The following is a 23,204-nucleotide window of genomic DNA, read 5'->3' on the forward strand; positions in this document are numbered from 1 at the left end:
ATCTTTAATTGAAGTTTTTAGATAAATAGAGTGCTATATCACACATTCGATTTGAAAAACCCCATTCATTATCATACCAGGCCGAGATTTTTCCCATATGTTTTTCTACAACATTTGTTAAAGAAGTATCGACTATCGCTGATGCCGAATTGTGATTAAAGTCAATTGAAACTAATTTTTCATGAGAAACATCTAAAATTTTTTTAAGATTCTTTTTTGAAGCAAGTTCAAAAGCTTTATTAATTTTATCTTTAGTTATCTCTTTTTTTGTGCAAAAAACTAATTCAATCAGTGAAACATTAGGTGTGGGAACTCTCATAGCCACACCTTCCAGTTTACCTTTTAAACTTGGAATTATTTCTCCTATAGCTTTAGAGGCACCGGTAGATGTTGGAACTATTGATTGACTCGCTGATCTTGCTCTTCTAGGATCTTTATGTGAATTATCTAAAATTCTTTGGTCACTTGTAAAAGCATGTATCGTAGTCATAAAACCTTTTTCAATTTCAAAATTTTTGTTTAAAACATTTACGACTGGAGCCAAACAATTTGTTGTACAAGATGCTGCTGAAATAACTTGATCATCTTTAGATAAAATTTTTTCGTTTACACCATACACTATTGTTTTATCTGCATTCTTACATGGAGCTGAAACAATTACTTTTTTGGCACCATTATTTATGTGAGCTAAGATTTTTTCTTTTGAGTTAAATTTACCAGTGCATTCAAATACATAGTCTACACCAAATTTATTCCAGTTGATTTTATCGATTGATATTTCTTGAGAAAAAGTTATTTTTTTTTTATTAATTATTAAATGTTTTTCATCAAAATTTAGATCTGCATTAAGCTTGCCGTGTATAGAGTCATACTTAATTAGTGCGCAGGTAGTTGCTGAATTTGATCTATTATTTATGTGCTGAATTTTAAGGTTTTTATTTTTACTTTCTATAATTGATCTTATAACCATCCTGCCAATTCTGCCCATTCCATTAATACCAATTTTAATTGTCATTTTATTTTTTCATTATTTTTTTTGATTTATTCGCTATATTTGCATTTATTAAACCAAAATATTTAAAAATATCTTTATATGGAGCACTCTTTCCAAAATTATTGACCCCGAATGCAGCACCGTTTGCTCCAATATATTTTTTCCAACAATCGGTAGATCCAGCTTCTATAGATATTTTAAATTTAGTTTCATTTAAAATTTTATTTCGATATGAATTTGATTGTAAATCGAATAGCTCCATACAAGGCATTGATATTACTTTTGAATATATTTTTTCTTTGGCCAATTTATGACTTGTTTCAATTGCCAAATTCACCTCAGAGCCACTAGCAATTATTGTTAATCCTATTTTTTTATTTGTTCTCATTAGTTCATAAGCTCCCAAAGAACATTTATTAGTTTTTGAGTAGGTTTTTCTTACTGGTTTAAGATTTTGCCTCGTTAAAGATAAAATACTTGGAGTTTTAGAACTTTTTAAAGCATGTTCCCAACATTCAATTGTTTCAGTTCTATCAGCTGGTCTAAAAACATTTAAATTTGGTATCGAACGTAAACCAGATAACTGTTCTATTGGTTGGTGTGTTGGGCCATCTTCTCCTAAACCGATTGAGTCATGAGTCATGACATAAATTACCCTCTTTTGCATTAATGCTGATAATCTTATTGAAGGTTTGCAATAATCAGAAAAAATTAAGAATGTGCCTCCATACGGAATTATATTACTATGGAGCGCTAGACCGTTCATCACTCCACTCATTGCATGCTCCCTTACTCCATAATGGATATAATTTCCACTGAAGTCGCCTGGTTTAATTATTTTATGATTTTTTGTTTTTGTATTATTTGATCCCGCTAAGTCAGCAGAACCGCCAATTAATAAATTATTTTTTTTTGTTAATGCATTTAAAGTAAATTCTGAACATTTCCGCGTAGCTAGATCTTTTTTATCACTTAAAGCAATTTTTTTTTCAGTTTTTAAAATACTAGTAAAATTATTTTTTAAAAATTTATTATATTTTTTAGTGTTTTTTTTAAATTTTCTATTCCATCTTTTTTCTTTAATTTCACCTTTTCTACCTATCTCCCTCCATTTATTAAGTAATTTTTTGGGAACTTCAAAAGGCTTATAATTCCAATTTAGTTTTTCTCTTACAAGTTTTATTTCATCAAATCCCAATGGGCTACCATGAACAGAAGCTTTACCTGATTTATTTGGTGATCCATAACCAATTTTTGTTTTACATGATATAATAGATGGTTTTTTTGAGTATTGAGCTTTTTTTAATGCTTGAAATATTTTTTTTTCATTATGTCCGTCTATATCAAAATAATTCCAACCATAAGATTCAAATCTTTTTTTATAATCATCTGAAACTGCAAGATTTGTTGGTCCATCTATTGAAATAGAATTATTGTCAAAAAGCATAATTAAGTTTTTAAGTTTTAAATGACCTGCGAGACTCATGGCTTCATGACTAATTCCCTCCATTAAGCACCCATCACCTGCCAGGACATACGTTTTATGATTAAGTAAATTTTTTCCTAATTTTTTTTTCAATACTTCCTCAGCTATCGCAAAACCAACAGCATTAGCTATACCCTGACCAAGAGGACCTGTTGTAGTTTCAATTCCAGTTTTTGGGTGGTACTCAGGGTGTCCAGCACAGATAGAATTCATTTGTCTAAATTTTTTAATACTGTTAATTGAAACACTTTTATATCCAGTTAAATAAAGCAAAGAATATAAAAGCATTGATCCATGACCAGCAGATAAAATAAACCTATCTCTATTTAACCAGTCTGGATTTTTAGGATTAAAATTAAGAAAATTTTTAAATAAAACCGTAACCACGTCAGCCATACCCATGGGCATTCCTGGGTGGCCAGAATTTGCTTTTTGAACTGCATCTATCGATAGAAATCTGATGCAATTGGCTAAATCGTAGTTTTGTTTATTCAAAATTATCCTGTGTAGACTTAGAAGAATCTATTTAATATTATAAATATATATATATGAATTCTCTTATCGAAAAAGAAAAAAAATTAAGTTTAGTTTTGTCAAAATTAAAAAACTTAAATCTTAGCAATAAAGACATAGAAAGCAGTATCGAAGATTTAAACAATAAAAAAAATCAATTAGAAATTGAAAAAAAAGACTTAGAGGATAAATACAGAAATTTAAAAGAGGATCATGATAATTTATCAAAAAAATTAATAGAGATAAAAAACAAAGAAAAATCAGACCAAAAAAAACAAATAGAGTTTTCTGAAAAAATTGATGAATTAAATCAAGAAACAGATACTCTATTGGAAGAGATAGATAAATGGCAAACGTAAGTATTAAATTTAATGGCAAAGAATTTTTATTGTCCTGTGATGATGGTCAAGAGGAACACCTAGAGGAGCTTTTGATACAGTTGAACCAAAAATTTAATCAACTTAAAAATGATTTAGGAAATTTAGGTGAAAACAAATTACTTTTGATAACAGCAGTTAAGATAATGGACGAGTATTATGAGACTAAAAAAAATATTGAACAGAAGAGAGATGAACTGAAAGAACTCTCAAATAAATTTAGAGAGTTAAAGAGTTTAGTTTATGATTATAGAGATAAAAAAGAAGATGAAATAAAAAATTTGAATGAGAAACATTATAATTTAAAATTAGAGATAGAAAACAATCAAAAAAGTTACGAAAAATTATTAGATCAAACAGCAGATGAAATATCAACTTTTCTAGAAAAAGTGAATTTAGAAAAATTATCTTAAGTATATTAGTGAAAAAATTAGAACTCAGAAAACAATTTCTTAATTTAAGAAAAAAAAACTATAGAGCAAATTTATCTATTAGTCCAAATAGATTTGTTAGATTTTTAAAAAAAAAAAATATAAAATCAAAAAAAGTAGGCGGTTATTTCCCTTATAATAATGAAATGAGTGTTCTAAATATTTTGGAATTTTTAGAGAAAAAAAAATATCATATTTCGTTACCAGTTATTGGTAAAAAAAATTCAATGAATTTTATTAGATGGTCTCATATTGAACCATTAAAGATAAATAAATATGGCATACCAGAACCGTTATCTCTAAATAAAATTAAACCAGATATATTACTTATACCTTTAGTAGCCTTTGATAATAGATTAAATAGACTTGGTTATGGAGGAGGTTTTTATGATAGGTATTTATCAAAGCTACAGAAAAATTCTAAAATTATAAAAATAGGTATAGGATTTTCTTTTCAAAAAGTTAAACATTTACCAATTAATAAGCATGATCAAAAACTTGATTATATAATTACAGAAAAAAATTTTTTTGAATGAAAATTTTATTTTTAGGTGATGTAGTTGGTGCTTCTGGTTGTTCAAAAATAATAGATAACTTGAAATCAGAAATAAGAAAAAACAATATTGATTTTGTAATAGTCAATGGCGAAAACTCTGCACAACAGGGTGTGGGTCTAACAAAAAAAACTTGTAATGATTTTTTTGATAGTGGAGTAAATGTTATTACATCTGGCAATCATGTTTGGGATCAAAAGGAAATAATGAGTTATATTGATAATGAGAGAAGATTGCTAAGACCTTATAATCTTTTTGAACCTTCGCCCGGGAAGGGTTTTGAAATTTTTATATCAAATAATGGAATCAAGATTGGGGTACTGAACTTGATGGGGAATGTGTTTATGAAAAAATGTGAGGATGTATTTGAGGCTGCAAAAAATTTTTTAAAAAAACATAAATTAAAAGAGGATTATGATTTTTTAATTGTCGATTTTCATGGAGAAATTACTAGTGAAAAAAATGCCATGGGTCATTTTTTTGATGGTAAAGCTACTCTATTGGTAGGAACTCACACCCACATCCCAACTAATGATGCTCGAATTTTGAAAAGTGGGACAGCTTATCAGACTGATGCAGGAATGTGTGGTGATTATGATTCTGTTATAGGAATGAATAAAGAAAACTCAATAAATAGATTTTTGAAAGAAAATTCATCAAAACATTTTCCAGCAGAAGGAGAAGCCACTTTAAGTGGAGTTATTGTTGATTGTAATATAGAAACTGGATTAGCAAAGGATATAAAAAGTTATATTTTTGGAGGACAACTAAAAAATACATAATCTATTATGGCAGGACATTCACATTGGGCAGGCATAAAACATAAAAAAGGAAAAGCAGATAAGCAAAGATCAAAATTATTTTCTAAGCTTTCAAAAGAGATTACTGTAGCTGCAAAATTAGGAGATAAAGATCCATCAATGAATCCTCGTCTCAGATCTGCAATACAAGCAGCAAGGTCCGCTAATATGCCAAAAGATAACATAGAAAGAGCAATTGACAAATCTAATGTTAGCTCTGGTATAAATTTTGAAAATTTAAGATATGAAGGATTTGGACCTGAGAAAGTTGCTGTTATAGTGGAAGCTTTAACTGATAATAAAAATAGAACTGCATCAAATATTAGAACAATTTTTCAAAAATCAGGAGGTAGTTTAGGTACTCAGGGCTCAGCATCTCATAATTTCAATCAAATTGGCGTAATAAAGATTAGCAAAGATGAAATTTCAGATGATGAAATTTTTGAATTAGCAACGGAGTCTGGCGCAGAGGAATGTTTAGCTAAGGATGAATTTCACGAGATACAATGTTCAGTCAATGAAATATACAATGTAAAAAAAAATTTAGAAAAAAAAATAAACAATTTTATTTCTACTAATATTGAATGGCTGCCATTGAATAGTGTTAAAGTTTCAAAAGAAAATGAGGAAAATTTGATAAATTTTTTTGAAACACTAGAAGATGATGATGATGTACAAAATATTTTTTCTAATGCAGAATTAAAGATAAGTTAATGCTAATAATTGCTATAGACCCTGGAATATCTGGATCAATATGTTTTTTTGAGGATGGCGAAATTTTAGATGTAATTGAGATGCCTACTATGACAGAAGGCAAGAAAAATAAGAAACAAGTAAATGGATCTCAAATTTACAATGAGATTTTAAAGAAGATAAAATTGACAGATAAAAAAAATGTTAGAGTAATTATAGAACAAGTTTCAGCAATGCCAGGTCAAGGTGTAACTAGTATGTTTAACTTTGGTCAATCTTTTGGTATTTTAAAGGGTATTTGCTCAGCAATGCAGCTTCCAATGTTTTTTGTTAGACCAGCTAAATGGAAGAAATATTTTAATTTGATAAACTCTGAAAAAGACGCAAGTAGAACAAAAGCTATAGAAATATTTCCTTATTTCTCCTCAAATTTAGCAAAAAAAAAGGATACAAATAAAGCGGATGCTATTTTAATCGCTAGTTATTATTATGAAACATTCAGTCTCGATAAATAGGATGATTTCTTAGTCAAATTGATGACACAATTGAGTGTGAGAAGATAATTTATGGAAGCAGATATTTCATCTCAAGCAGTAGGTTTAGCATCTAGTGCAGATTTTTCATTAATGAACCTTTTTATCAGAGCCGACATTATAGTAAAATCCGTAATAGTTATATTAATTGTCTGTTCAGTTTATTCTTGGGCTATAATTATTGAAAAAATAAGGTTATTTAAAAAAATTAATATCTCGTCAGAAGAATTTGAGGAAAAATTTTGGAGATCAAAGTCTGCCGAGACTTTTTATAATAATTTATCAGTAAATGTTGAAGATCCAATGGCCTTATTATTCAGAGAGTCCATGCAAGGATTGCTTAAGTCAAAATCAAAAACAAATTTAGCTGAAAAGATGGGAGGTATTCTTGAAGTTGGAATAGAAAAACAAATGTCAAAAATTGAGAAAGGATTTACTTTTTTAGCTACTGTTGGGTCAACTGCACCATTTATAGGTTTATTCGGAACGGTTTGGGGGATAATGAATTCTTTTCAATCAATTGCTATTTCAAGAAACACAAGTCTTGCTATTGTGGCACCAGGAATAGCCGAAGCATTATTTGCAACTGCTCTTGGATTATTAGCAGCAATACCAGCAGTTGTAGCTTACAATCGGTTCAATAATGACTCAAAAAAATATTTTCAAAAACTTGAAAGTTTTTCAAAAAGGTTTCTATCAATAATTTAATTACAAAATGGCATTTAAATTAAATCGTTCAGGAAAGGAGCCAATGAGTGAAATCAACGTAACACCGTTTGTAGATGTTATGTTAGTATTGCTAATTATTTTTATGGTTACTGCACCACTATTAACTGTGGGTGTACAAGTTGATTTACCAGAAAGTTCAGCAGACTCTCTCCCTGAGGAACAAGAGCCATTAACTTTAACTATAAATTCAAAAGGAGAAATTTATATACAAGAGTCAAAAGTTGAATATGATAAAATAATTGCAAAAGTTTTAGCAGTATCAAAAAACAGAACAGACACTCGTATATATGTAAGAGGTGATAAAACAATTAATTATGGCAGAGTTTTAGAAATTATGGGACTTCTCTCAGGATCAGGTTTTACAAAAGTAGCTTTAATTTCAGAGCCTTACAAAGAAAGGTAAATTTGAAGTGAATAGAAGTATTATAATATCTTCTGTTTTACACATAATTATAATAATTTTGACAGCTATGAGCCTTCCTTTTTTATCAAAAAAAGCAATTGATTTACCTCCGATTGTATCAATTGAACTAATTCAAATAACTGAAAAAACAAACATACCATTTGCTCCTAAAGCTAAAAAGATTATTGAGGAAGTTAAAAAGAAAGAAAAAAAATTAGTTTCTGAGCAAGCTCCACCCAAAAAAGTAAAAAAGAAAAAACCAGACTCTGTCCCTATGCCTGAGGATTTATTAAAGAAAGTTGAAAAAGAGCAAGACGATACCCAAAATCCTGAAAAAATAGACACTGAAGTAAAGCAAGTTTCAGAATTTGAAAAAGATGAATTATTTGATCCAAATAATATAGCTGCGCTGATTGATAAGTCTAAAGAGGAGACAGCTAGTGTTGTTAAGAAAACAGATCAAGTTACTCAAGACCAAGAAAAAAATTTCGAAAATACTGGACTTTCTTTAAGTGAAGAAGATGCTCTTAAGGCTCAAATTTTTGGTTGCTGGAGTATTCCATTAGGCTTGCCGTACAATGAAAATTTATTAGTAAGAATAAAACTTGAATTAAAACCCGATGGATCTGTTCTTAAATCTGAAATACTAGACCATGCTAGAATGAATAGACCTGGGCAAGGATTTTATAAGGTTTTAGCAGAAAGTGCCTTGAGAGCAATTAAATTATGTCAACCATTAAGAGTGCCTAGCACTGGATATGAAAGATGGAAAGAGTTACAATTAAATTTTGATGCGAGAGAAATGTTAGAAGGTTAGAATGAAAAGTATTTTGAAAAAATTTTTAATATCAACATTTATATTATATTTTCCAATTAATTCTTTTGCATTAATAGAAGTTGATATAACAAGGGGAAATTTAAATCCTCTACCAGTAGCTATTTCACCTTTATCAGTTGATGAAAAATCAAGAAAAAGTTTTGAAAAAATAATTGATAAAAAAAATATAGGAGAAGAAATTTCATCTATTGTAGAAAATAATTTGAAAATTTCAGGTCTATTTAATCCATTAAATAAAGATGCTTTTCTTCAAGCTCCAGATATTGCAAACTTAAAACCTCGATTCGAGGATTGGAATTTAATAAAAGCTCAAGCCTTAATAACGGGAAAAGTAAGTAATGTTGAAAATAAGTTAAGAGTAGAATTTAGGTTATGGGATGTCCTTGCAGGAAAAGAAATGATGGCTCTTGCTTTTACCACAGTTCCAACAAATTGGAGAAGAGTAGGGCATATTATTTCAGATAAAGTATATGAAAGATTGACTGGTGAAAAAGGATATTTCGACACAAGAATTATCTATGTTGCAGAAGAGGGACCAAAAACGAAACGAATAAAGAAATTAGCGATAATGGATCAAGATGGCGCAAACAATAAGTTTTTAACTTTAGGTAATGAATTAGTTTTAACTCCAAGATTTAATCCAACAAGTCAAATGGTAACTTATCTTTCTTATTTTAGAAATTTACCGAGAGTTTATTTGCTTGATATTGAAACTGGCATGCAAGAAGTAGTTGGAGATTTTCCTGGAATGACCTTTGCACCAAGATTTTCTCCAGACGGAAAAAAGATTATTATGAGTTTTGCAAAAGATGGTAATTCTGACATTTATACAATGGACCTAGAGAATAGAATCGTTGAAAAAATTACTAATCATCCTTCAATTGATACATCACCTTCTTACTCTCCAAATGGAAAATATATTTGCTTCAATTCTGATAGAAGTGGTTATCAACAAATTTATGTAATGAAAAGTGATGGAACTAATGTAAAAAGAATTTCTTTTGGCAATGGAATTTATGGAACTCCAGTTTGGTCACCAAGAGGAGACTTAATAGCTTTTACAAAATTACATAAAGGAAAATTTTATATAGGTGTAATGAGGACTGATGGAAGTGGTGAAAGATTGTTGACGGAAAATTTTTATCAAGAAGCCCCCTCTTGGTCACCTAATGGGAGAGTTTTAATTTTTTATAGAGAAACAAAAACAGATGAAAAAGGTGAAGGTTTTTCAGCAAAATTATGGTCAATAGACCTTACTGGGTATAATGAAAGAATGGTTAAAACTCCTACTGATGGTTCAGACCCATCATGGTCATCATTATTAAGTAATTAGTGTTAAATCGCTTGATTTTTTAACTTGAAACCTCTAATTAGGTGTGAAAATATCTAAGTATTAGAAATATTGATCAAGGAGTAATAATGAAATTAAACAAAATTCTAAAAAATTTACTTTTGGTTGTTGCAACGTGTTTAGCATTAAGTGCATGTGCAACGAAAAAAGTTTCAACAGGTCAAATGCAAGGTGACGTTTATACAGGTACAGATACTGTAGAGTATTTAGCTTCAGGTGTTCCTGATAGAGTTTTCTTTGCAACAAATGAGTCAGTTTTAACTACGGCATCAAGAGAGACATTAAGAAAACAAGCTGCTTGGTTAAGAAAGAATTCTGACGTTACAATTGTATTAGAAGGTCATGCTGATGAAAGAGGTACTAGGGAATATAACTTAGCTTTAGGCGAGAGAAGAGCTAACGCAGCTAAAGATTATTTAATGACATATGGTATTTCATCTGACAGAATATCTGTTTTAAGTTATGGAAAAGAAAGACCAGTAGACTCTGGATCTAACCCACTAGCTTGGTCAAAAAACAGAAGATCAGTTACAGTCAAAGCTAACTAATCAATATTTTTATTTAAAGACCCCTTAATTTATCTAGTTAGGGGGTCTTTTTTTTGCCATTATTATAATCATAAATAATTTTAATGAATTTAAAAAAGCTAATATTTGCAAAAATAATTTTCTTATTAAGTTTTCTTGTTAACCTAAATTCTCTAGCAGATAATCACAATATTTATGAAACTCTAGAATTAATCCAAAAAGACATCAAAACTCTTGAAAGAGCAGTTTACTCAGGATCTATAGAGACAACAAATGATAATCAAAGTTTATCAGATTTGAATAATAATTCTGAGGATGTTTTAACAAGACACTTATTAAAATTGTCAGAGATAGAAAACCAATTTCAGGAGCTTACTAATAGATTTGAGGAGATAAATTTTAAATTAGATAAATTATCAAATAGATTATCTAAAGTTCAAGCTGATAATCAAATAAGGTTTCAAGATATTGAAGTTGTTTTAAGTTCAGATGATGTTAACAAAAAAATTTCGAAAAAAGTAATTTCAGATGAAAACAAAGAATTGCCTGGATCATCTGAACCACAAGATTTAGGTTCTGTATCATACAAAGATACTGAGACTAATGAAACAACTCAACAAATACAATCAGTCGAAACAACAGCGTCTATAGTTACTGAAGCTTTTCAAGCAGAAGAAAAAATTTTGCCAGATGAAAGTCCAAATAAACAGTACGAATTTGCTACAAGTTTTTTAAAAGTTGGAGATTATCCAACAGCAGAGAGGGCTTTTAGAGAATTTGTTTTATCTAATCCAGATCATGAGCTCGCCGGAAATGCACAATATTGGTACGCAGAAACTTTTAGAATAAGACAACTCTATACTGATGCTGCATCAGCATATTTGGAGGGATATCAAAAGTATCCTAAAGGGGAAAAAGCTCCAATAAATTTATTGAAATTAGGTGTATCGATGGTTCAAATTGGAGAAAAAGATCAAGGATGCAAAATGATAAATGGTGTTGAAAAACAATATCCAAAAGCTAATCAATCTGTTATCCAAAAAGCTAAATATGAGTCTCAAAAATTTGAATGTAATCAAAACTCCTAAACAATTAAAATTTAAATTATCTAATAAGAAAATTAAAAAATTATATAACTTTTTTGAGGAAAATTTTAATATTAAAGAAGATTTCGTTGTCGCTATATCTGGAGGTCCTGATAGTCTTGCTTTGGCTTTTTTGACTAAAATTTACTCTATTAAAAATAAATTAAATCCTAGATATTTCATAGTGGACCATAAATTAAGAAAGGATTCAACTAAAGAGGCAAATAAAGTAGTGAAAGTTCTAAAGAGTTACAATATTAAAGCTGATATATTAACTTGGAGTGGAAAAAAACCCTTACAAAATATTCAATCAGTAGCCAGAAATAAAAGATATGACCTATTATTATCAAGTTGTAAAAAATTAAGAATCAATAATTTAATTGTCGGTCATCATTTAGATGATTTATTTGAAAATTTTTTCATACGAATGATAAGAGGCAGTGGATTAAAAGGTTTAGTTTCATTAGAGAAAGAAACAAAGTTAAACTCAATTAATTTGATACGACCTTTGTTGAGATTCAGTAAAAAAGATCTAGAATTTATTTCAAATTATGTTTTTAATTTTTTTGTGAATGACCCCTCTAATGAGAATAAAGCTTTCAAGAGGATCAAAATAAGATCAATTTTGAATCAATTCAAAAAAAGTGGCTTAGATAAAGACAAATTATTTTTAACATTAAAAAATTTAAAAAGCTCAGATCAAGCCTTAAAATTCTATATTGAAAAAAATAAAAAAAAAAATTCTTTTTTCAATGTAGGTAAAAAGTGTCTTATTCTAAATGAAAGTTTTTTCAATAATCCTTATGAGGTAGTATTTAGGTCCTTTTCTGATTCGTTAAAAAAAATTGGAGGCAGGTATCATTCTCCAAGGGGAAAAAAAATTGACTATATTTTAAATAAAATTAAAAAAAACACCTTAAACAAAGAAACATTGGCTGGTTGTGTGATAAAAAGGGTCAATCAGACAGTATTAATTAATAAAGAGAACTAATTTTGACACTTGTTTAATTTAGAATAATTCTTATCTTATACCACATGAATTTTAAAAACTTAGCGATGTGGGCAATTATAGTTTTTCTAACTATTGGTCTCTATAATATGTTTAAAAACCCTCAAGCAAACGTCAGAGGCGGAAATCAAATAATTTTTTCAGATTTCTTAACATCTGTTGATAATGGTGAGATATTAAAAGTTGAAATTCAAGGAAATAATATTAAAGGAGTTTATTCAAACGGAAATAGTTTTTCTACTTATGCTCCAAATGATCCAAACTTAATTGAAAAACTTTCTGATAAGGGAGTAAGTATATCTGCTGCACCTTTGGACGAAAAAATGCCTTCCTTGTTTGGTGTCCTTTTGTCTTGGTTCCCAATGCTATTGTTGATAGCTGTTTGGATTTTTTTCATGCGCCAAATGCAAGGAGGACGAGGTGGGGCAATGGGTTTTGGTAGATCAAAAGCCAAGATGATGAACGAATTGAAAGGTAAAGTAACTTTTAATGATGTTGCTGGTGTTGAAGAGGCAAAAGAAGAAGTAGAGGAGATTGTTGAATTCTTAAAAGATCCAAAAAAATTTAGTAGACTTGGAGGAAAAATTCCAAGAGGAGCATTATTAGTTGGTCCCCAGGAACAGGTAAAACTTTATTAGCGAGAGCAATAGCTGGTGAGGCACAAGTTCCATTTTTTACAATTTCAGGTTCAGATTTTGTAGAGATGTTTGTAGGTGTTGGAGCCTCAAGAGTTAGAGATATGTTTGAACAAGGTAAAAAAAATGCGCCATGTATAATTTTCATTGATGAGATAGATGCTGTTGGTAGAAGTAGAGGAGCTGGTTTAGGTGGTGGGAATGATGAGAGAGAACAAACTTTAAACCAATTGTTAGTAGAGATGGATGGTTTTGATACAAATGAGGGAGTAATAATTATTGCAGCAACAAACAGACCAGATGTTCTTGATCCAGCTTTGTTAAGACCAGGTAGATTTGATAGACAGGTAGTGGTTGCAAACCCTGATATTATTGGAAGAGAAAAAATTTTAAAAGTTCATGTAAAAAAAATTAAAATGGCTCCAGATGTTAATTTGAGAACTATTGCAAGAGGGACGCCTGGATTTTCAGGCGCAGATTTGGCTAACTTAGTTAATGAGGCAGCATTGTTAGCAGCAAGAAAAAATAAAAGAATAGTCACTTTAATTGAATTTGAAGAGGCCAAAGATAAAGTTATGATGGGCTCAGAGAGAAGGTCAATGGTAATGACAGAAGAGGAAAAAACACTTACTGCCTATCATGAGGCGGGCCATGCGATTGTCACTATCAATGAAAGCGCAGCATATCCAATTCACAAAGCTACAATTATTCCTAGAGGCAGAGCGTTAGGAATGGTAATGCAACTACCCGAGAGAGATGAGCTTTCTCAAACTAGAGAGCAACTTCATGCGCAATTAGCTATAGCTATGGGCGGTAGAGTAGCTGAAGAAATAATTTTTGGGGAAGATAAGGTAACGACAGGAGCTGCTAGTGATATTGAGCAAGCAACAAAAAGAGCTAGAGCAATGGTGATGAAAGCAGGTTTAAGCAAAGAATTGGGTCCAGTAGCTTATGGGGAAAACGAGGAGGAGGTTTTTCTTGGAAGATCTGTAGCTAAACAACAAAACATGTCTGAAGAGACTGCAAGAAAAGTAGACTCAGAAATAAGAAAAATAGTTGATAAAGGTTATGAAAGAGCTAGAAAAATATTGACTGAAAAAATTGATGACCTTCATAAACTTGCAAAAGCTTTATTAACTTATGAAACATTATCCGGTGATGAGATTGAAAATTTGATTAATAAAAACGTTTATCCAACTGATAAACAAGGTCTTAAAGTTGATGATGAAGATAAAGGTTCAGCTTTGAGCTCGATGGGTTTAAAGCCTAAAATAGTCCATTAAAGTTTTATGGAAAGATATTACACAAGAGTGTGTAATTTCTATTATGGCAATCAATCTAAAAATCTTGTAGCAAGAAAAAAAGCTATTCCACTGCATCAACTTAAAGAAGTTTCTTTTGATCAAATAGAAATAATAACTAGAAAGTCAAAAAAAATAATTCATATTGATCAGATAAAAAACTTGTCTAAATTATTAAAAAAAAAGATTATTTTAGATTTAAAAAAAATAAGATCAAAAAAAAAAAATTTCTCAAATTTTAATTTTCAAAAAATTCCAAATATTCTAGGTATATTAAATTTAACACCAGATAGTTTTTCAGATGGTGGAAAATTTAATTCAAAAAAAAAAAGTTTGAAACATGCAATCTATCTTTTAAGTAGTGGTGCGAACCTGATAGATGTTGGAGGCGAGTCAACAAGGCCTGGATCAAAAACAGTAAATGAAAGTTTAGAATGGAGTAGAATTAATCATATTTTAAAGTCATTAAGTAAAAAGATTCCATTATCTCTTGATACTAGAAAATCTAAAATAATGAAAAAAGGTATTGATATAGGGGTTGAGTTGATTAATGACGTGTCAGGTTTAAGTTTCGACATAGAAACTATCAATGTACTAAAAAAATCTAAGATTCCATTTGTGATACATCATTCCCAAGGAACACCTGAAGATATGCAAATAAAACCTAAATATAAAAATGAGATATTAGATATATACGATTTTTTTGAAGAAAAAATAAAATTTTTAAGATCAATAGGCATAAAACATAACAATATTATTTTAGACCCTGGGATAGGTTTTGGAAAAAATTTGAAACATAATATGAGTCTAATAAACAATATTTCTATTTTTCATGCACTTGGTTTTCCTATACTTGTTGGTAATTCAAGAAAAAAATTTATTAAGGAATTAGTTGAGAAAAATGATAGTAAATTTCGTATTGGAGGAACGATAGCTTCCTCTATCTATCTTATGATGCAAGGGGTTCAAGTACTAAGAGTTCACGATGTTAATGAGATAATACAAAGTTTAAAAGTTTTTAAAAAATTAATTAATAATTAATGACAAAAAAATATTTTGGTACCGACGGTATTAGGGGGGCTATCAATAGTAAAAATATAAATGGAGACATGTTTTTTAAATTTGGATTAGCAAGTGGAACATATTTTAAATCTCAAAAAAAAAGAAAACAAACAGCAATAATTGCTAAAGATACAAGATTATCAGGCTATAGCTTAGAACCTGCGTTAGTATCTGGTTTGGCCTCAGCTGGAATGCACGTTTATACGTTAGGGCCTCTTCCCACTAATGGTTTGGCTATGTTAACAAAAGTTATGAATGCAAATATGGGTATAATGATTACTGCATCTCATAATCCACATTACGACAATGGTTTAAAACTTTTCGGTCCTGATGGAATGAAATTATCAGATAAAATTGAGAAGAAAATTGAAGGCCTTATAGATAAAAAAATTACAAAAAATCTTTCACAACCAGAAAAACTAGGAAGAGTAAAAAGATTAGAAACTGGAACCAAAGATTATATTAAAATATTAAAAAGAAATTTTACAAAAGAATTTAATCTTAGGGGGCTTAGAATTGTAATTGATTGTGCAAATGGAGCAGGCTATAAAGCAGGACCTGCGTTATTGAAGTCATTGGGGGCAAAAGTTATATCAATCGGTGTAAAACCTAATGGTCTAAATATTAATAAAAATTGTGGTTCAACTTTTCCAGAAAAAATTAGATCTGCAGTAAGAAAACACAAAGCAGATATTGGCATCTCATTAGATGGTGATGCTGACAGAATTATAATGTGTGATGAAAAAAGCAATATTATTGATGGAGATCAAATAATTGCGGCTTTGGCGACAAGATGGAAAAGTAAAAAAATGCTTAAAGGAGGTGTAGTAGGAACACTCATGTCTAATTATGGTCTTGAAAAATTTTTTAAAAAAGAAAATATAAAATTTATACGTGCAGACGTTGGTGATAGGTATGTTAAAGAAAAAATGCAAAAAAATAAATTTAATTTGGGTGGCGAACAGTCGGGTCATATCATATTAGGGAAATTTGCAACAACAGGGGATGGTTTATTAGTTGCTCTAGAATCATTATTTGCATTAAGAAAAGGAAAAAAAGCTAGTGAATTTTTTAATAAATTTAAAAAAATACCTCAACTGTTAAAAAATATCGAAGTGAAAGATAAAAATATAATTAAAAAACCTAGTATTAAACGTGCCATAAAGCTAGCTGAAAAAACAATAAAAGGTAAAGGGAGAATTTTAGTTAGAAAGTCTGGGACAGAAGCAAAAATTAGAGTAATGGGAGAAAGTAATAATATATCTCTTCTTTCTAAATGTTTAAATATTATTATAAAAAAAATAAAATAATTTGAAACCGAGGTCAAAAATATTAATTATTGCTGGATCTGATTCATCAGGTGGCGCAGGTATTCAGGCAGATGTAAAAACAGCTACTTGCTTAGGAATTTATGCTATGACATCAGTGACAGCTGTAACTATTCAAAATACAAAAGGTGTTAAATCTATTGTGCCAATTCCGCCTGATCAAATTTATAAGCAAATAGTTTATACAGCCAAAGACATTAAACCAGACTCGATCAAAATTGGAATGTTACATTCAACAAAAGTGATAAACAATGTAATGAAATCTTTACAAAAAATTAGAACTAAAAAAGTTATTTTAGATCCTGTAATGGTAGCAAAAGGAGGATCAAAACTTATAAATGAAAAAGCTATTAAATTGATGAAAAAAAAATTACTTAAAAAAGTTTTATTAATAACACCAAATGTCCCAGAGGCTGAAATTTTAACTGGCCTAAAAATATCAACTAAAGAGGAAATGATCATTGCATCAAAGAAATTAATAAAGTCTGGTGCTAAAAATGTTTTGATTAAGGGAGGACATTTAAACTCTAAAAAAGTTTATGATATTTTTGTTAATAAAAATGAAATTAAAATATTTTCTAGTAATAGATTTAAAACTAAAAACACTCATGGTACAGGTTGTACATTATCAACGGCAATTACTTCTTTTTTATCATGTGGAAAAACTCTAAAGAAGTCTTGTGAGCTAGGAATTAAATATGTAAATTCAGCAATATTAACTAACCCTAAAATTGGAAAAGGACATGGTCCAATCAATCATCTTAATTCGATTAAATTAAAAAAAATATTTAAATAATGAAAAATGTTGCTGTAGTAGGTTCACAATGGGGAGATGAAGGAAAAGGTAAGATTGTAGACTGGTTATCGGAACAAGCAGATATAGTAGTTAGATTTCAAGGAGGTCATAATGCTGGACATACTCTTGTGATAGACGGCATTACATATAAGCTTAGATTATTGCCTTCAGGCATTGTTAGAAAAAATAAAATTTCTATTATTGGTAATGGAGTAGTTGTTGACCCTTGGGCTTTATTAGATGAAATAAAAGAGATTAAAGAAAAAGGTGTGGAGGTTAACTCTAAGAATTTTATGATTTCTGAGGCGGCTAATTTAATTTTACCATTTCACCGTGAAATGGATGAAATTAGAGAGGATGCAGCTGGAAAAAGTAAAATAGGTACCACTAGAAGGGGCATTGGGCCAGCATATGAAGATAAAGTTGGAAGAAGATCAATTCGAGTAATGGATTTAAGGTCTGAAACGAATTTGGATCAAAGACTTGAAACAGTTTTAATGCATCATAATGCAATTAGAAAAGGTCTTGGAAAAAAAATCTTTGAAAAAGATCAACTTAAAATAGATCTTTTAAAAATTGCCCCAGAAATACTGCAGTTTTCAGAGCCAGTATGGTTAAAAATAGATCAGTATAAAAAACAAAAAAAAAAAATATTGTTTGAAGGCGCTCAAGGTATTTTATTAGATGTAGACCACGGAACTTATCCTTTCGTAACATCTTCAAATACAGTTGCCTCTAGTGCAGCAACGGGGACTGGGTGTGGACCAAATTCTATAAATTATGTGCTTGGTATCACAAAAGCTTACACTACTAGAGTTGGCGAAGGACCCTTTCCAACTGAATTAAACAACTCAATTGGTGAATTAATTGGAACCAGAGGAAAAGAATTTGGAACTGTAACTAGCAGAAAAAGAAGATGTGGTTGGTTTGATGGTGTGTTAGTAAGACAAACAATTAAAGTTTCAGGAATTGATGGAATTGCATTAACAAAACTAGATGTTTTAGATGAGTTAGATGAGCTAAAAATGTGTACTGAATATGAATTAAATGGAAAAAAACTAGACTATCTTCCAGCAGCTGTAGAGGACCAATTAAAGATAAAACCTATTTACAAAATTTTTCCTGGTTGGAAATCTTCAACTAATGGAATTAAAAATATTAATGAATTACCTGAAAATGCAAAAAATTATATATATGCTATTGAAGATTTTATTGGAGCTAAGATATCTAGTATATCAACTAGTCCAGAAAGAGATGATACAATTTTAATTGAAAATCCTTTTGAAATTTAATTAACAGGTAAAAGATTTTTAGATTTAGCTTGCAATAACATATGTTTTTGAAGTTTTTCAAACGCTTTGTTCTCAATCTGTCTTACTCTTTCCCTACTGATTTTGTATTTTTTACTTAGGTCTTCTAAAGTCATTGGATCATCTGTTAATCTTCTTGAATGAAGTATTTCTTTTTCACGCTCATTTAAAATATTAATTGAATCTTTTAGTAAACCTTTTCTATTTTCCATCTCTTCTTGATGAGCAAATTTCAGATCATGGTCTAGTTCTTTATCAACCAACCAATCTTGCCATTCATCACCATCCTCACCCACTTGCGCATTTAGGGAGAATTCTTTTCCAGACAATCTTCTGTTCATTGAAACCACTTCATCTTTACTTACGTCTAGTTTATTTGCGATTTCATTAACATGTTCATCTTTCAAATCACCTTCTGATTCTGGCGCTATTTGATTCTTAATTTTTTTTAAATTGAAAAATAATTTTTTTTGAGCTGTAGTTGTTCCAATTTTTACCAAGCTCCAAGATCTTAGGATATATTCTTGAATAGAAGCTTTTATCCACCACATAGCATATGTTGCAAGTCTGAAACCCTTTTCTGGTTCAAATTTTTTAACAGCTTGCATAAGTCCTAGATTGCCTTCTGAAATCATTTCATTTACTGGTAAACCGTAACCTTTATATCCCATTGCTATTTTAGCTACTAATCTTAGATGGCTTGTGACAAGTTTTTCTGCAGATTTGATATTACCGGTTGTTTTCCAATTTTTTGCTAACATATATTCCTCTTCAGCATCAAGCATAGGAAATTTTTTTATTTGGTCTAGGTATGCAGACAAACCCCCTTCATTGCTGAGGGCAGGTAGATTGTTATTTATAGCCACAGTCATAGATAGCTTATCTAATTCAATATTTTAATTTTTCAATGACTTATTTTTTAGTATTTCTTAGGATTTTTAAAATTTTTTCAAGATCATCTGGCAAATTTGCAGTGAAAATCATTTTTTTGTTTGTTTTTGGATGAGTAAATCCTAAAGTTTTAGCATGTAAAAATTGTCTCTTCAAATTATTAAGAAGTGTTTTTAAGTTTTCATCAATAATCTTAATTTTTTTGAATTTTTTTTTATACGTATCATCTCCAACTATGCTATTTCCTAAATAGTTCATATGAACTCTAATTTGATGAGTTCTACCTGTTTCCAATTTACATTCTAAGAAACTTAAAGTGGGAGTATTATCATTCTCAAAAACCTCTAAAGTTTTATAGTTTGTAATAGCTTTTTTACCTTTAATATTACTTACCTCCATCATCTGGCGATTTTTTGTGCTTCTTTTTATCAAAGTTTCAATTTTTCCATTTGAAGGTCTTAATTTACCCCAAGTGAGTAATTGGTAAGTTCTTAAAATTGTATGTTTATTAAATTGTTTAGATAAGTGTTCATGTGTAAAATTATTTTTAGCTATAACAACCAAGCCTGAAGTATTTTTGTCGATTCTGTGCACTATACCTGGACGAAGTTCATCACCAATGTTTGATAATGATTCTTTATCATAATTGACTAAAGCATTAACAATTGTGTTATCATAATTTCCAGCACCAGGATGCATTATTATTCCTGGTGGTTTATTAATTATTAATAAATCATTATCTTCATAGATGATATTAAGTTCATATTTAAAAGGTTTTAACGATGCCTTTTTTGGTTCTGGAATTATTAATTCAACAAGATCATTTTTATTAATCTTTTTTGATGGATTAATGTTTTTGACGTTATTTATTTTTAATTTTTCACTTAAAATTAGGTTTTTAATTCTAGTTCGGCTAATTTCTTGATGAAATTTATTTATAAAAGCATCTACTCTTTTATTATGATCCTCTTGATTTACCACTAAACTTATTTTCTTTTCCATAAAATGCTATATTAATATCATATGCGCTTGTAGCTCAACTGGATAGAGCGCCTGACTTCGGATCAGGAGGTTCTGGGTTCGACTCCTAGCAGGCGCACCATTTATTCTCCCATATTTATTAATGTACCTTTTTCTCGTGCTTTGGAAAAGGAAACATAAAATAAAATTATGCTTAAACACAAGTAAATTATATTCAGAAAATATGCATAAAAAATATTGCTATAATTTACAGAGCCATTGATAAGAATATTTCGTGCCTCATCAAAAATATATACCAATGGTAAAACTTTTGCCAATATTTGAAAAAAATTAGGCAGAATATCAATCGGATAATAAATACAGCCAAGAGGAGCAAGTAAGAATAAAGATGACCAGGCTATATTTTCAAATGAAGGACCGTATCTTAGTAAACCTGAGCTCACCATAATCCCAAGGGTAATTCCAAAAATATATAAACTTAAAAAAAGAAATAACAATGGGATTCCAAGCTTTAAAATTGAAACCCCAAATAAGGGCGATGTTAGTATTATTGCTGGAACTAATCCAATTAATGTTCTTATTAAAGCAGTAAAAATTAAAGATGTGATAATTTCTTTTGTCGTTAAAGGAGCAATAAAAAGGTTTGTAAAATTCCTACTCCAAATCTCCTCTAAAAAAAGCATATTAAAACTTATACTGGATCTAAATAAAAAATCGTAAAGAATAGCACATGTCAATATCACTCCTATAGTGTTGTTATAATAATCACTATAATTTGTAAAAAACTTTGAAATAAAACCCCATAAAATTATTTGTATAGACGGCCAATAAATTAAATCTAAGACTCTGGGTAAAGATCCCTTAATTAAGTAAAAGTGTCTCAAGAATAGACCGTACATTCTAATCAAATTCATTTTTTCTCGTCAGTTTTAAAAAGACTTCTTCAAGGTTTTTTCTACCATGTTTTGAAATAAGTTCCTTTGGTTTTCCAGAGTCAATTATTGATCCAGCTTTCATCAAAAATATTGAGGAGCACAATCTTTCTACTTCATTCATATTATGAGAAGCCAATAAGATAGAATTTGCTTTTTCTTTTTGATAATTTTCTAAAAAACTTCTAACATAGTCTCCAGTTTCAGGATCTAAAGAGGCAGTTGGCTCATCTAAAAGCAAGAGAATTGGGTCATTTATTACTGCTTTAGCTAGACTCACTCTATTTTTTTGTCCAGATGAAAGTTCTCCTGTAATTTTGTAAATAATTTCATTTAACCTGAGTTTTTCGCAGAGATATTCTATTTTTTTTTTTATATTTTTAATTCCATAAAGTTTTCCATAAATATTTAAATTTTGTTGAACTGTAAGTTTTTTCGGAAGCTCAATGTATGGAGATATAAAATTAATTTTTTTAAGAATTTCTATTTTATTTTTTTCAATTTCTTTATTGTTTATGAATATAGTGCCACTCGTAGGTTTTAATAATCCCAAAATCATTCCCATTGTAGTTGTTTTTCCACAACCATTTGGACCTAGTAAACCAATAATTTCATTTTTTTTAATTCTGAAAGATATATTTTTAACAGCTTCAACATTATTAAAAATTTTATTTAAAGAGTTTATTTCAAGACAATTATCCATTGAATTTTGATGCTCTTAGTAATCGGTCATTAATTGTTTTTCCTAAACCAGAATTTTGAATTTTTCTAACTGCAATCGATTTAAATTTATCCTTTCTTATTTTCCTCAAGGTTTTATATAAATTCTTTGCAGCTTCTTTAAGATCGCCATTTTTTGAGAGAATATAAACATTTTTAATGAATTTCTTATTTTTTTTTAATAAGAGGTAAGCCTCATATTTTTTTGGTTTTTTTGCATTTAACCTAATAGGTATACCAGGTGAATAATGTACTCTCATTTGACCTGGAGAAGAAATTTTAGAAGAGCTTAATTTTGTTAATATATTCTTTTTTAGTATTCTTTTAATTTTAGAGACTTCCAAGCCCCCAAGTCTTAATATTCTTGGATTATCAAATAAGGATATTATTGTAGACTCTAGTCCTACTAAGCATCTACCTCCGTCTAAAATCAATTTCAATTTATTTCCAAAATTATCTCTGACATCTTGAAAACATACTGGGCTTAATTTAGATGAGATGTTAGCACTTGGTGCTGCTAAAGGATAATTTAGTGATTTTAAAAGTTTTCTAGCAATGTAGTGTTTCGGAAACCTTACTGCTAAATTTTTTTTATTGTTAGTGACAATTTTTGAAATTTTTGAGTTCTTTTTTAATTTTAAAATATAAGTTATTGGTCCTGGGCTAAATTTTTTATAAAGTTTAAGAAAATCATTATTTAATATGCAGTCTCTTTTTAAATCATTTAAATTGAAATAATGAACTATCAATGGATTATTGCTAGGTCTTTTTTTTAGTTTATAAATTTTGTTAACTGCTCTATCCGAATAAGCATTGGCTGCTAATCCGTAAACAGTTTCAGTAGGAATTGCAACACATTCATGTCTATCAAGTAAAAATTTTGCTTTTTTAATATTTGCAAGATTATATTTCATGTATTATCAGA

General features: G+C 29.5%; 24 protein-coding genes, 1 tRNA gene and 1 pseudogene. 19 read left to right on the forward strand and 7 right to left on the reverse strand.

Annotated elements, in window-relative coordinates:
- Positions 1–4: 4 nt before the first annotated feature.
- Together gap and tkt are read right to left on the reverse strand one after the other, a co-directional pair.
- Positions 5–1,015, reverse strand: a complete 1,011-nt coding sequence (gene gap / locus AMN95_RS03760) for a type I glyceraldehyde-3-phosphate dehydrogenase (RefSeq protein ID WP_075522644.1) — start codon at positions 1,013–1,015, stop codon at positions 5–7.
- Between the two features lies 1 nt (position 1,016).
- The gene (gene tkt, locus AMN95_RS03765; RefSeq protein WP_075522645.1) at positions 1,017–2,975 is read right to left on the reverse strand and encodes a transketolase; all 1,959 of its coding nucleotides are present in this window, start codon (positions 2,973–2,975) and stop codon (positions 1,017–1,019) included.
- Positions 2,976–3,028: 53 nt separating this feature from the next.
- Between tkt and AMN95_RS03770 the strand changes: the two genes are divergently transcribed.
- The 18 genes and pseudogenes from AMN95_RS03770 (at position 3,029) to AMN95_RS03855 (ending at position 18,737) form a co-directional block, all read left to right on the forward strand.
- On the forward strand, positions 3,029–3,352 hold the full coding sequence (locus AMN95_RS03770; protein WP_075522646.1) for a coiled-coil domain-containing protein: 324 nt from the start codon (positions 3,029–3,031) through the stop codon (positions 3,350–3,352).
- The gene (locus AMN95_RS03775; RefSeq protein ID WP_075522647.1) at positions 3,340–3,783 is read left to right on the forward strand and encodes a cell division protein ZapA; all 444 of its coding nucleotides are present in this window, start codon (positions 3,340–3,342) and stop codon (positions 3,781–3,783) included. The genes AMN95_RS03770 and AMN95_RS03775 overlap by 13 nt, the downstream gene beginning before the upstream one ends.
- Before the next feature lie 8 nt (positions 3,784–3,791).
- Positions 3,792–4,337, forward strand: coding sequence for a 5-formyltetrahydrofolate cyclo-ligase (locus AMN95_RS03780; protein WP_075522648.1), 546 nt, complete (start codon positions 3,792–3,794; stop codon positions 4,335–4,337).
- Positions 4,334–5,137 carry a TIGR00282 family metallophosphoesterase gene (locus AMN95_RS03785; RefSeq protein ID WP_075522649.1) on the forward strand — a complete coding sequence of 268 codons (804 nt, stop codon included), beginning with the start codon at positions 4,334–4,336 and terminating at the stop codon, positions 5,135–5,137. The genes AMN95_RS03780 and AMN95_RS03785 overlap by 4 nt, the downstream gene beginning before the upstream one ends.
- Positions 5,138–5,143: 6 nt before the next feature.
- Positions 5,144–5,869, forward strand: coding sequence for a YebC/PmpR family DNA-binding transcriptional regulator (locus AMN95_RS03790; protein WP_075522650.1), 726 nt, complete (start codon positions 5,144–5,146; stop codon positions 5,867–5,869).
- Positions 5,869–6,363, forward strand: coding sequence for a RuvC family protein (locus tag AMN95_RS03795; RefSeq protein ID WP_075522651.1), 495 nt, complete (start codon positions 5,869–5,871; stop codon positions 6,361–6,363). The genes AMN95_RS03790 and AMN95_RS03795 overlap by 1 nt, the downstream gene beginning before the upstream one ends.
- A 51-nt stretch (positions 6,364–6,414) precedes the next feature.
- The gene (gene tolQ / locus AMN95_RS03800; RefSeq protein WP_075522652.1) at positions 6,415–7,089 is read left to right on the forward strand and encodes a protein TolQ; all 675 of its coding nucleotides are present in this window, start codon (positions 6,415–6,417) and stop codon (positions 7,087–7,089) included.
- Between the two features lie 7 nt (positions 7,090–7,096).
- Positions 7,097–7,513, forward strand: a complete 417-nt coding sequence (tolR, locus tag AMN95_RS03805) for a protein TolR (RefSeq protein WP_075522653.1) — start codon at positions 7,097–7,099, stop codon at positions 7,511–7,513.
- 7 nt (positions 7,514–7,520) lie between these two features.
- Positions 7,521–8,330 (forward strand): cell envelope biogenesis protein TolA, encoded by an 810-nt coding sequence (locus AMN95_RS03810; protein ID WP_075522654.1) that lies wholly within the window; start codon positions 7,521–7,523, stop codon positions 8,328–8,330.
- Between the two features lies 1 nt (position 8,331).
- On the forward strand, positions 8,332–9,684 hold the full coding sequence (gene tolB / locus AMN95_RS03815) for a Tol-Pal system beta propeller repeat protein TolB (protein ID WP_179850348.1): 1,353 nt from the start codon (positions 8,332–8,334) through the stop codon (positions 9,682–9,684).
- Between the two features lie 86 nt (positions 9,685–9,770).
- Positions 9,771–10,250, forward strand: a complete 480-nt coding sequence (gene pal / locus AMN95_RS03820) for a peptidoglycan-associated lipoprotein Pal (RefSeq protein WP_179850349.1) — start codon at positions 9,771–9,773, stop codon at positions 10,248–10,250.
- A gap of 83 nt (positions 10,251–10,333) precedes the next feature.
- Positions 10,334–11,317: a tol-pal system protein YbgF gene (gene ybgF / locus AMN95_RS03825; protein WP_075522656.1), complete on the forward strand. Its 984-nt coding sequence runs from the start codon at positions 10,334–10,336 to the stop codon at positions 11,315–11,317.
- Positions 11,280–12,305, forward strand: a complete 1,026-nt coding sequence (gene tilS / locus AMN95_RS03830; RefSeq protein WP_075522657.1) for a tRNA lysidine(34) synthetase TilS — start codon at positions 11,280–11,282, stop codon at positions 12,303–12,305. Before ybgF ends, tilS begins: the two co-directional genes overlap by 38 nt.
- Positions 12,306–12,349: 44 nt before the next feature.
- Positions 12,350–14,241, forward strand: a pseudogene (gene ftsH, locus AMN95_RS03835) (ATP-dependent zinc metalloprotease FtsH).
- 6 nt (positions 14,242–14,247) lie between these two features.
- Positions 14,248–15,300, forward strand: a complete 1,053-nt coding sequence (gene folP, locus AMN95_RS03840; RefSeq protein WP_075522658.1) for a dihydropteroate synthase — start codon at positions 14,248–14,250, stop codon at positions 15,298–15,300.
- Positions 15,300–16,631 carry a phosphoglucosamine mutase gene (gene glmM / locus AMN95_RS03845; protein ID WP_075522659.1) on the forward strand — a complete coding sequence of 444 codons (1,332 nt, stop codon included), beginning with the start codon at positions 15,300–15,302 and terminating at the stop codon, positions 16,629–16,631. Before folP ends, glmM begins: the two co-directional genes overlap by 1 nt.
- 1 nt (position 16,632) lies before the next feature.
- On the forward strand, positions 16,633–17,445 hold the full coding sequence (gene thiD, locus AMN95_RS03850; RefSeq protein WP_075522660.1) for a bifunctional hydroxymethylpyrimidine kinase/phosphomethylpyrimidine kinase: 813 nt from the start codon (positions 16,633–16,635) through the stop codon (positions 17,443–17,445).
- Entirely contained in the window at positions 17,445–18,737 is a 1,293-nt protein-coding gene (locus AMN95_RS03855; protein WP_075522661.1) for an adenylosuccinate synthase, read from the forward strand. Before thiD ends, AMN95_RS03855 begins: the two co-directional genes overlap by 1 nt.
- Here AMN95_RS03855 and rpoH read toward each other — a convergent pair.
- Both rpoH and AMN95_RS03865 read right to left on the reverse strand, forming a co-directional pair.
- Positions 18,734–19,627, reverse strand: a complete 894-nt coding sequence (gene rpoH / locus AMN95_RS03860; RefSeq protein WP_075522662.1) for an RNA polymerase sigma factor RpoH — start codon at positions 19,625–19,627, stop codon at positions 18,734–18,736. The genes AMN95_RS03855 and rpoH overlap by 4 nt on opposite strands.
- A gap of 40 nt (positions 19,628–19,667) precedes the next feature.
- The gene (locus AMN95_RS03865) at positions 19,668–20,648 is read right to left on the reverse strand and encodes an RluA family pseudouridine synthase (protein ID WP_075522663.1); all 981 of its coding nucleotides are present in this window, start codon (positions 20,646–20,648) and stop codon (positions 19,668–19,670) included.
- 23 nt (positions 20,649–20,671) lie between these two features.
- On the opposite strand from AMN95_RS03865, the gene AMN95_RS03870 reads away from it, so the two are divergent.
- Positions 20,672–20,748 (forward strand) — tRNA-Arg (locus AMN95_RS03870).
- A 1-nt stretch (position 20,749) separates the two neighbouring features.
- Here AMN95_RS03870 and AMN95_RS03875 read toward each other — a convergent pair.
- From AMN95_RS03875 to AMN95_RS03885, 3 genes are all read right to left on the reverse strand, one after another.
- Positions 20,750–21,310 (reverse strand): ABC transporter permease, encoded by a 561-nt coding sequence (locus AMN95_RS03875; RefSeq protein WP_338140170.1) that lies wholly within the window; start codon positions 21,308–21,310, stop codon positions 20,750–20,752.
- A 217-nt stretch (positions 21,311–21,527) separates the two neighbouring features.
- The gene (locus AMN95_RS03880) at positions 21,528–22,262 is read right to left on the reverse strand and encodes an ABC transporter ATP-binding protein (RefSeq protein ID WP_075522665.1); all 735 of its coding nucleotides are present in this window, start codon (positions 22,260–22,262) and stop codon (positions 21,528–21,530) included.
- A complete protein-coding gene (locus AMN95_RS03885) occupies positions 22,255–23,193 on the reverse strand; it encodes an L-threonylcarbamoyladenylate synthase (RefSeq protein WP_075522666.1) in 939 nt (312 codons plus the stop codon). The genes AMN95_RS03880 and AMN95_RS03885 overlap by 8 nt, the downstream gene beginning before the upstream one ends.
- Between the last annotated feature and the right edge of the window lie 11 nt (positions 23,194–23,204).

It is taken from the genome of Candidatus Pelagibacter communis (assembly GCF_001180185.1).
Classification (GTDB): Bacteria; Pseudomonadota; Alphaproteobacteria; order Pelagibacterales; family Pelagibacteraceae; genus Pelagibacter; species Pelagibacter ubique_F.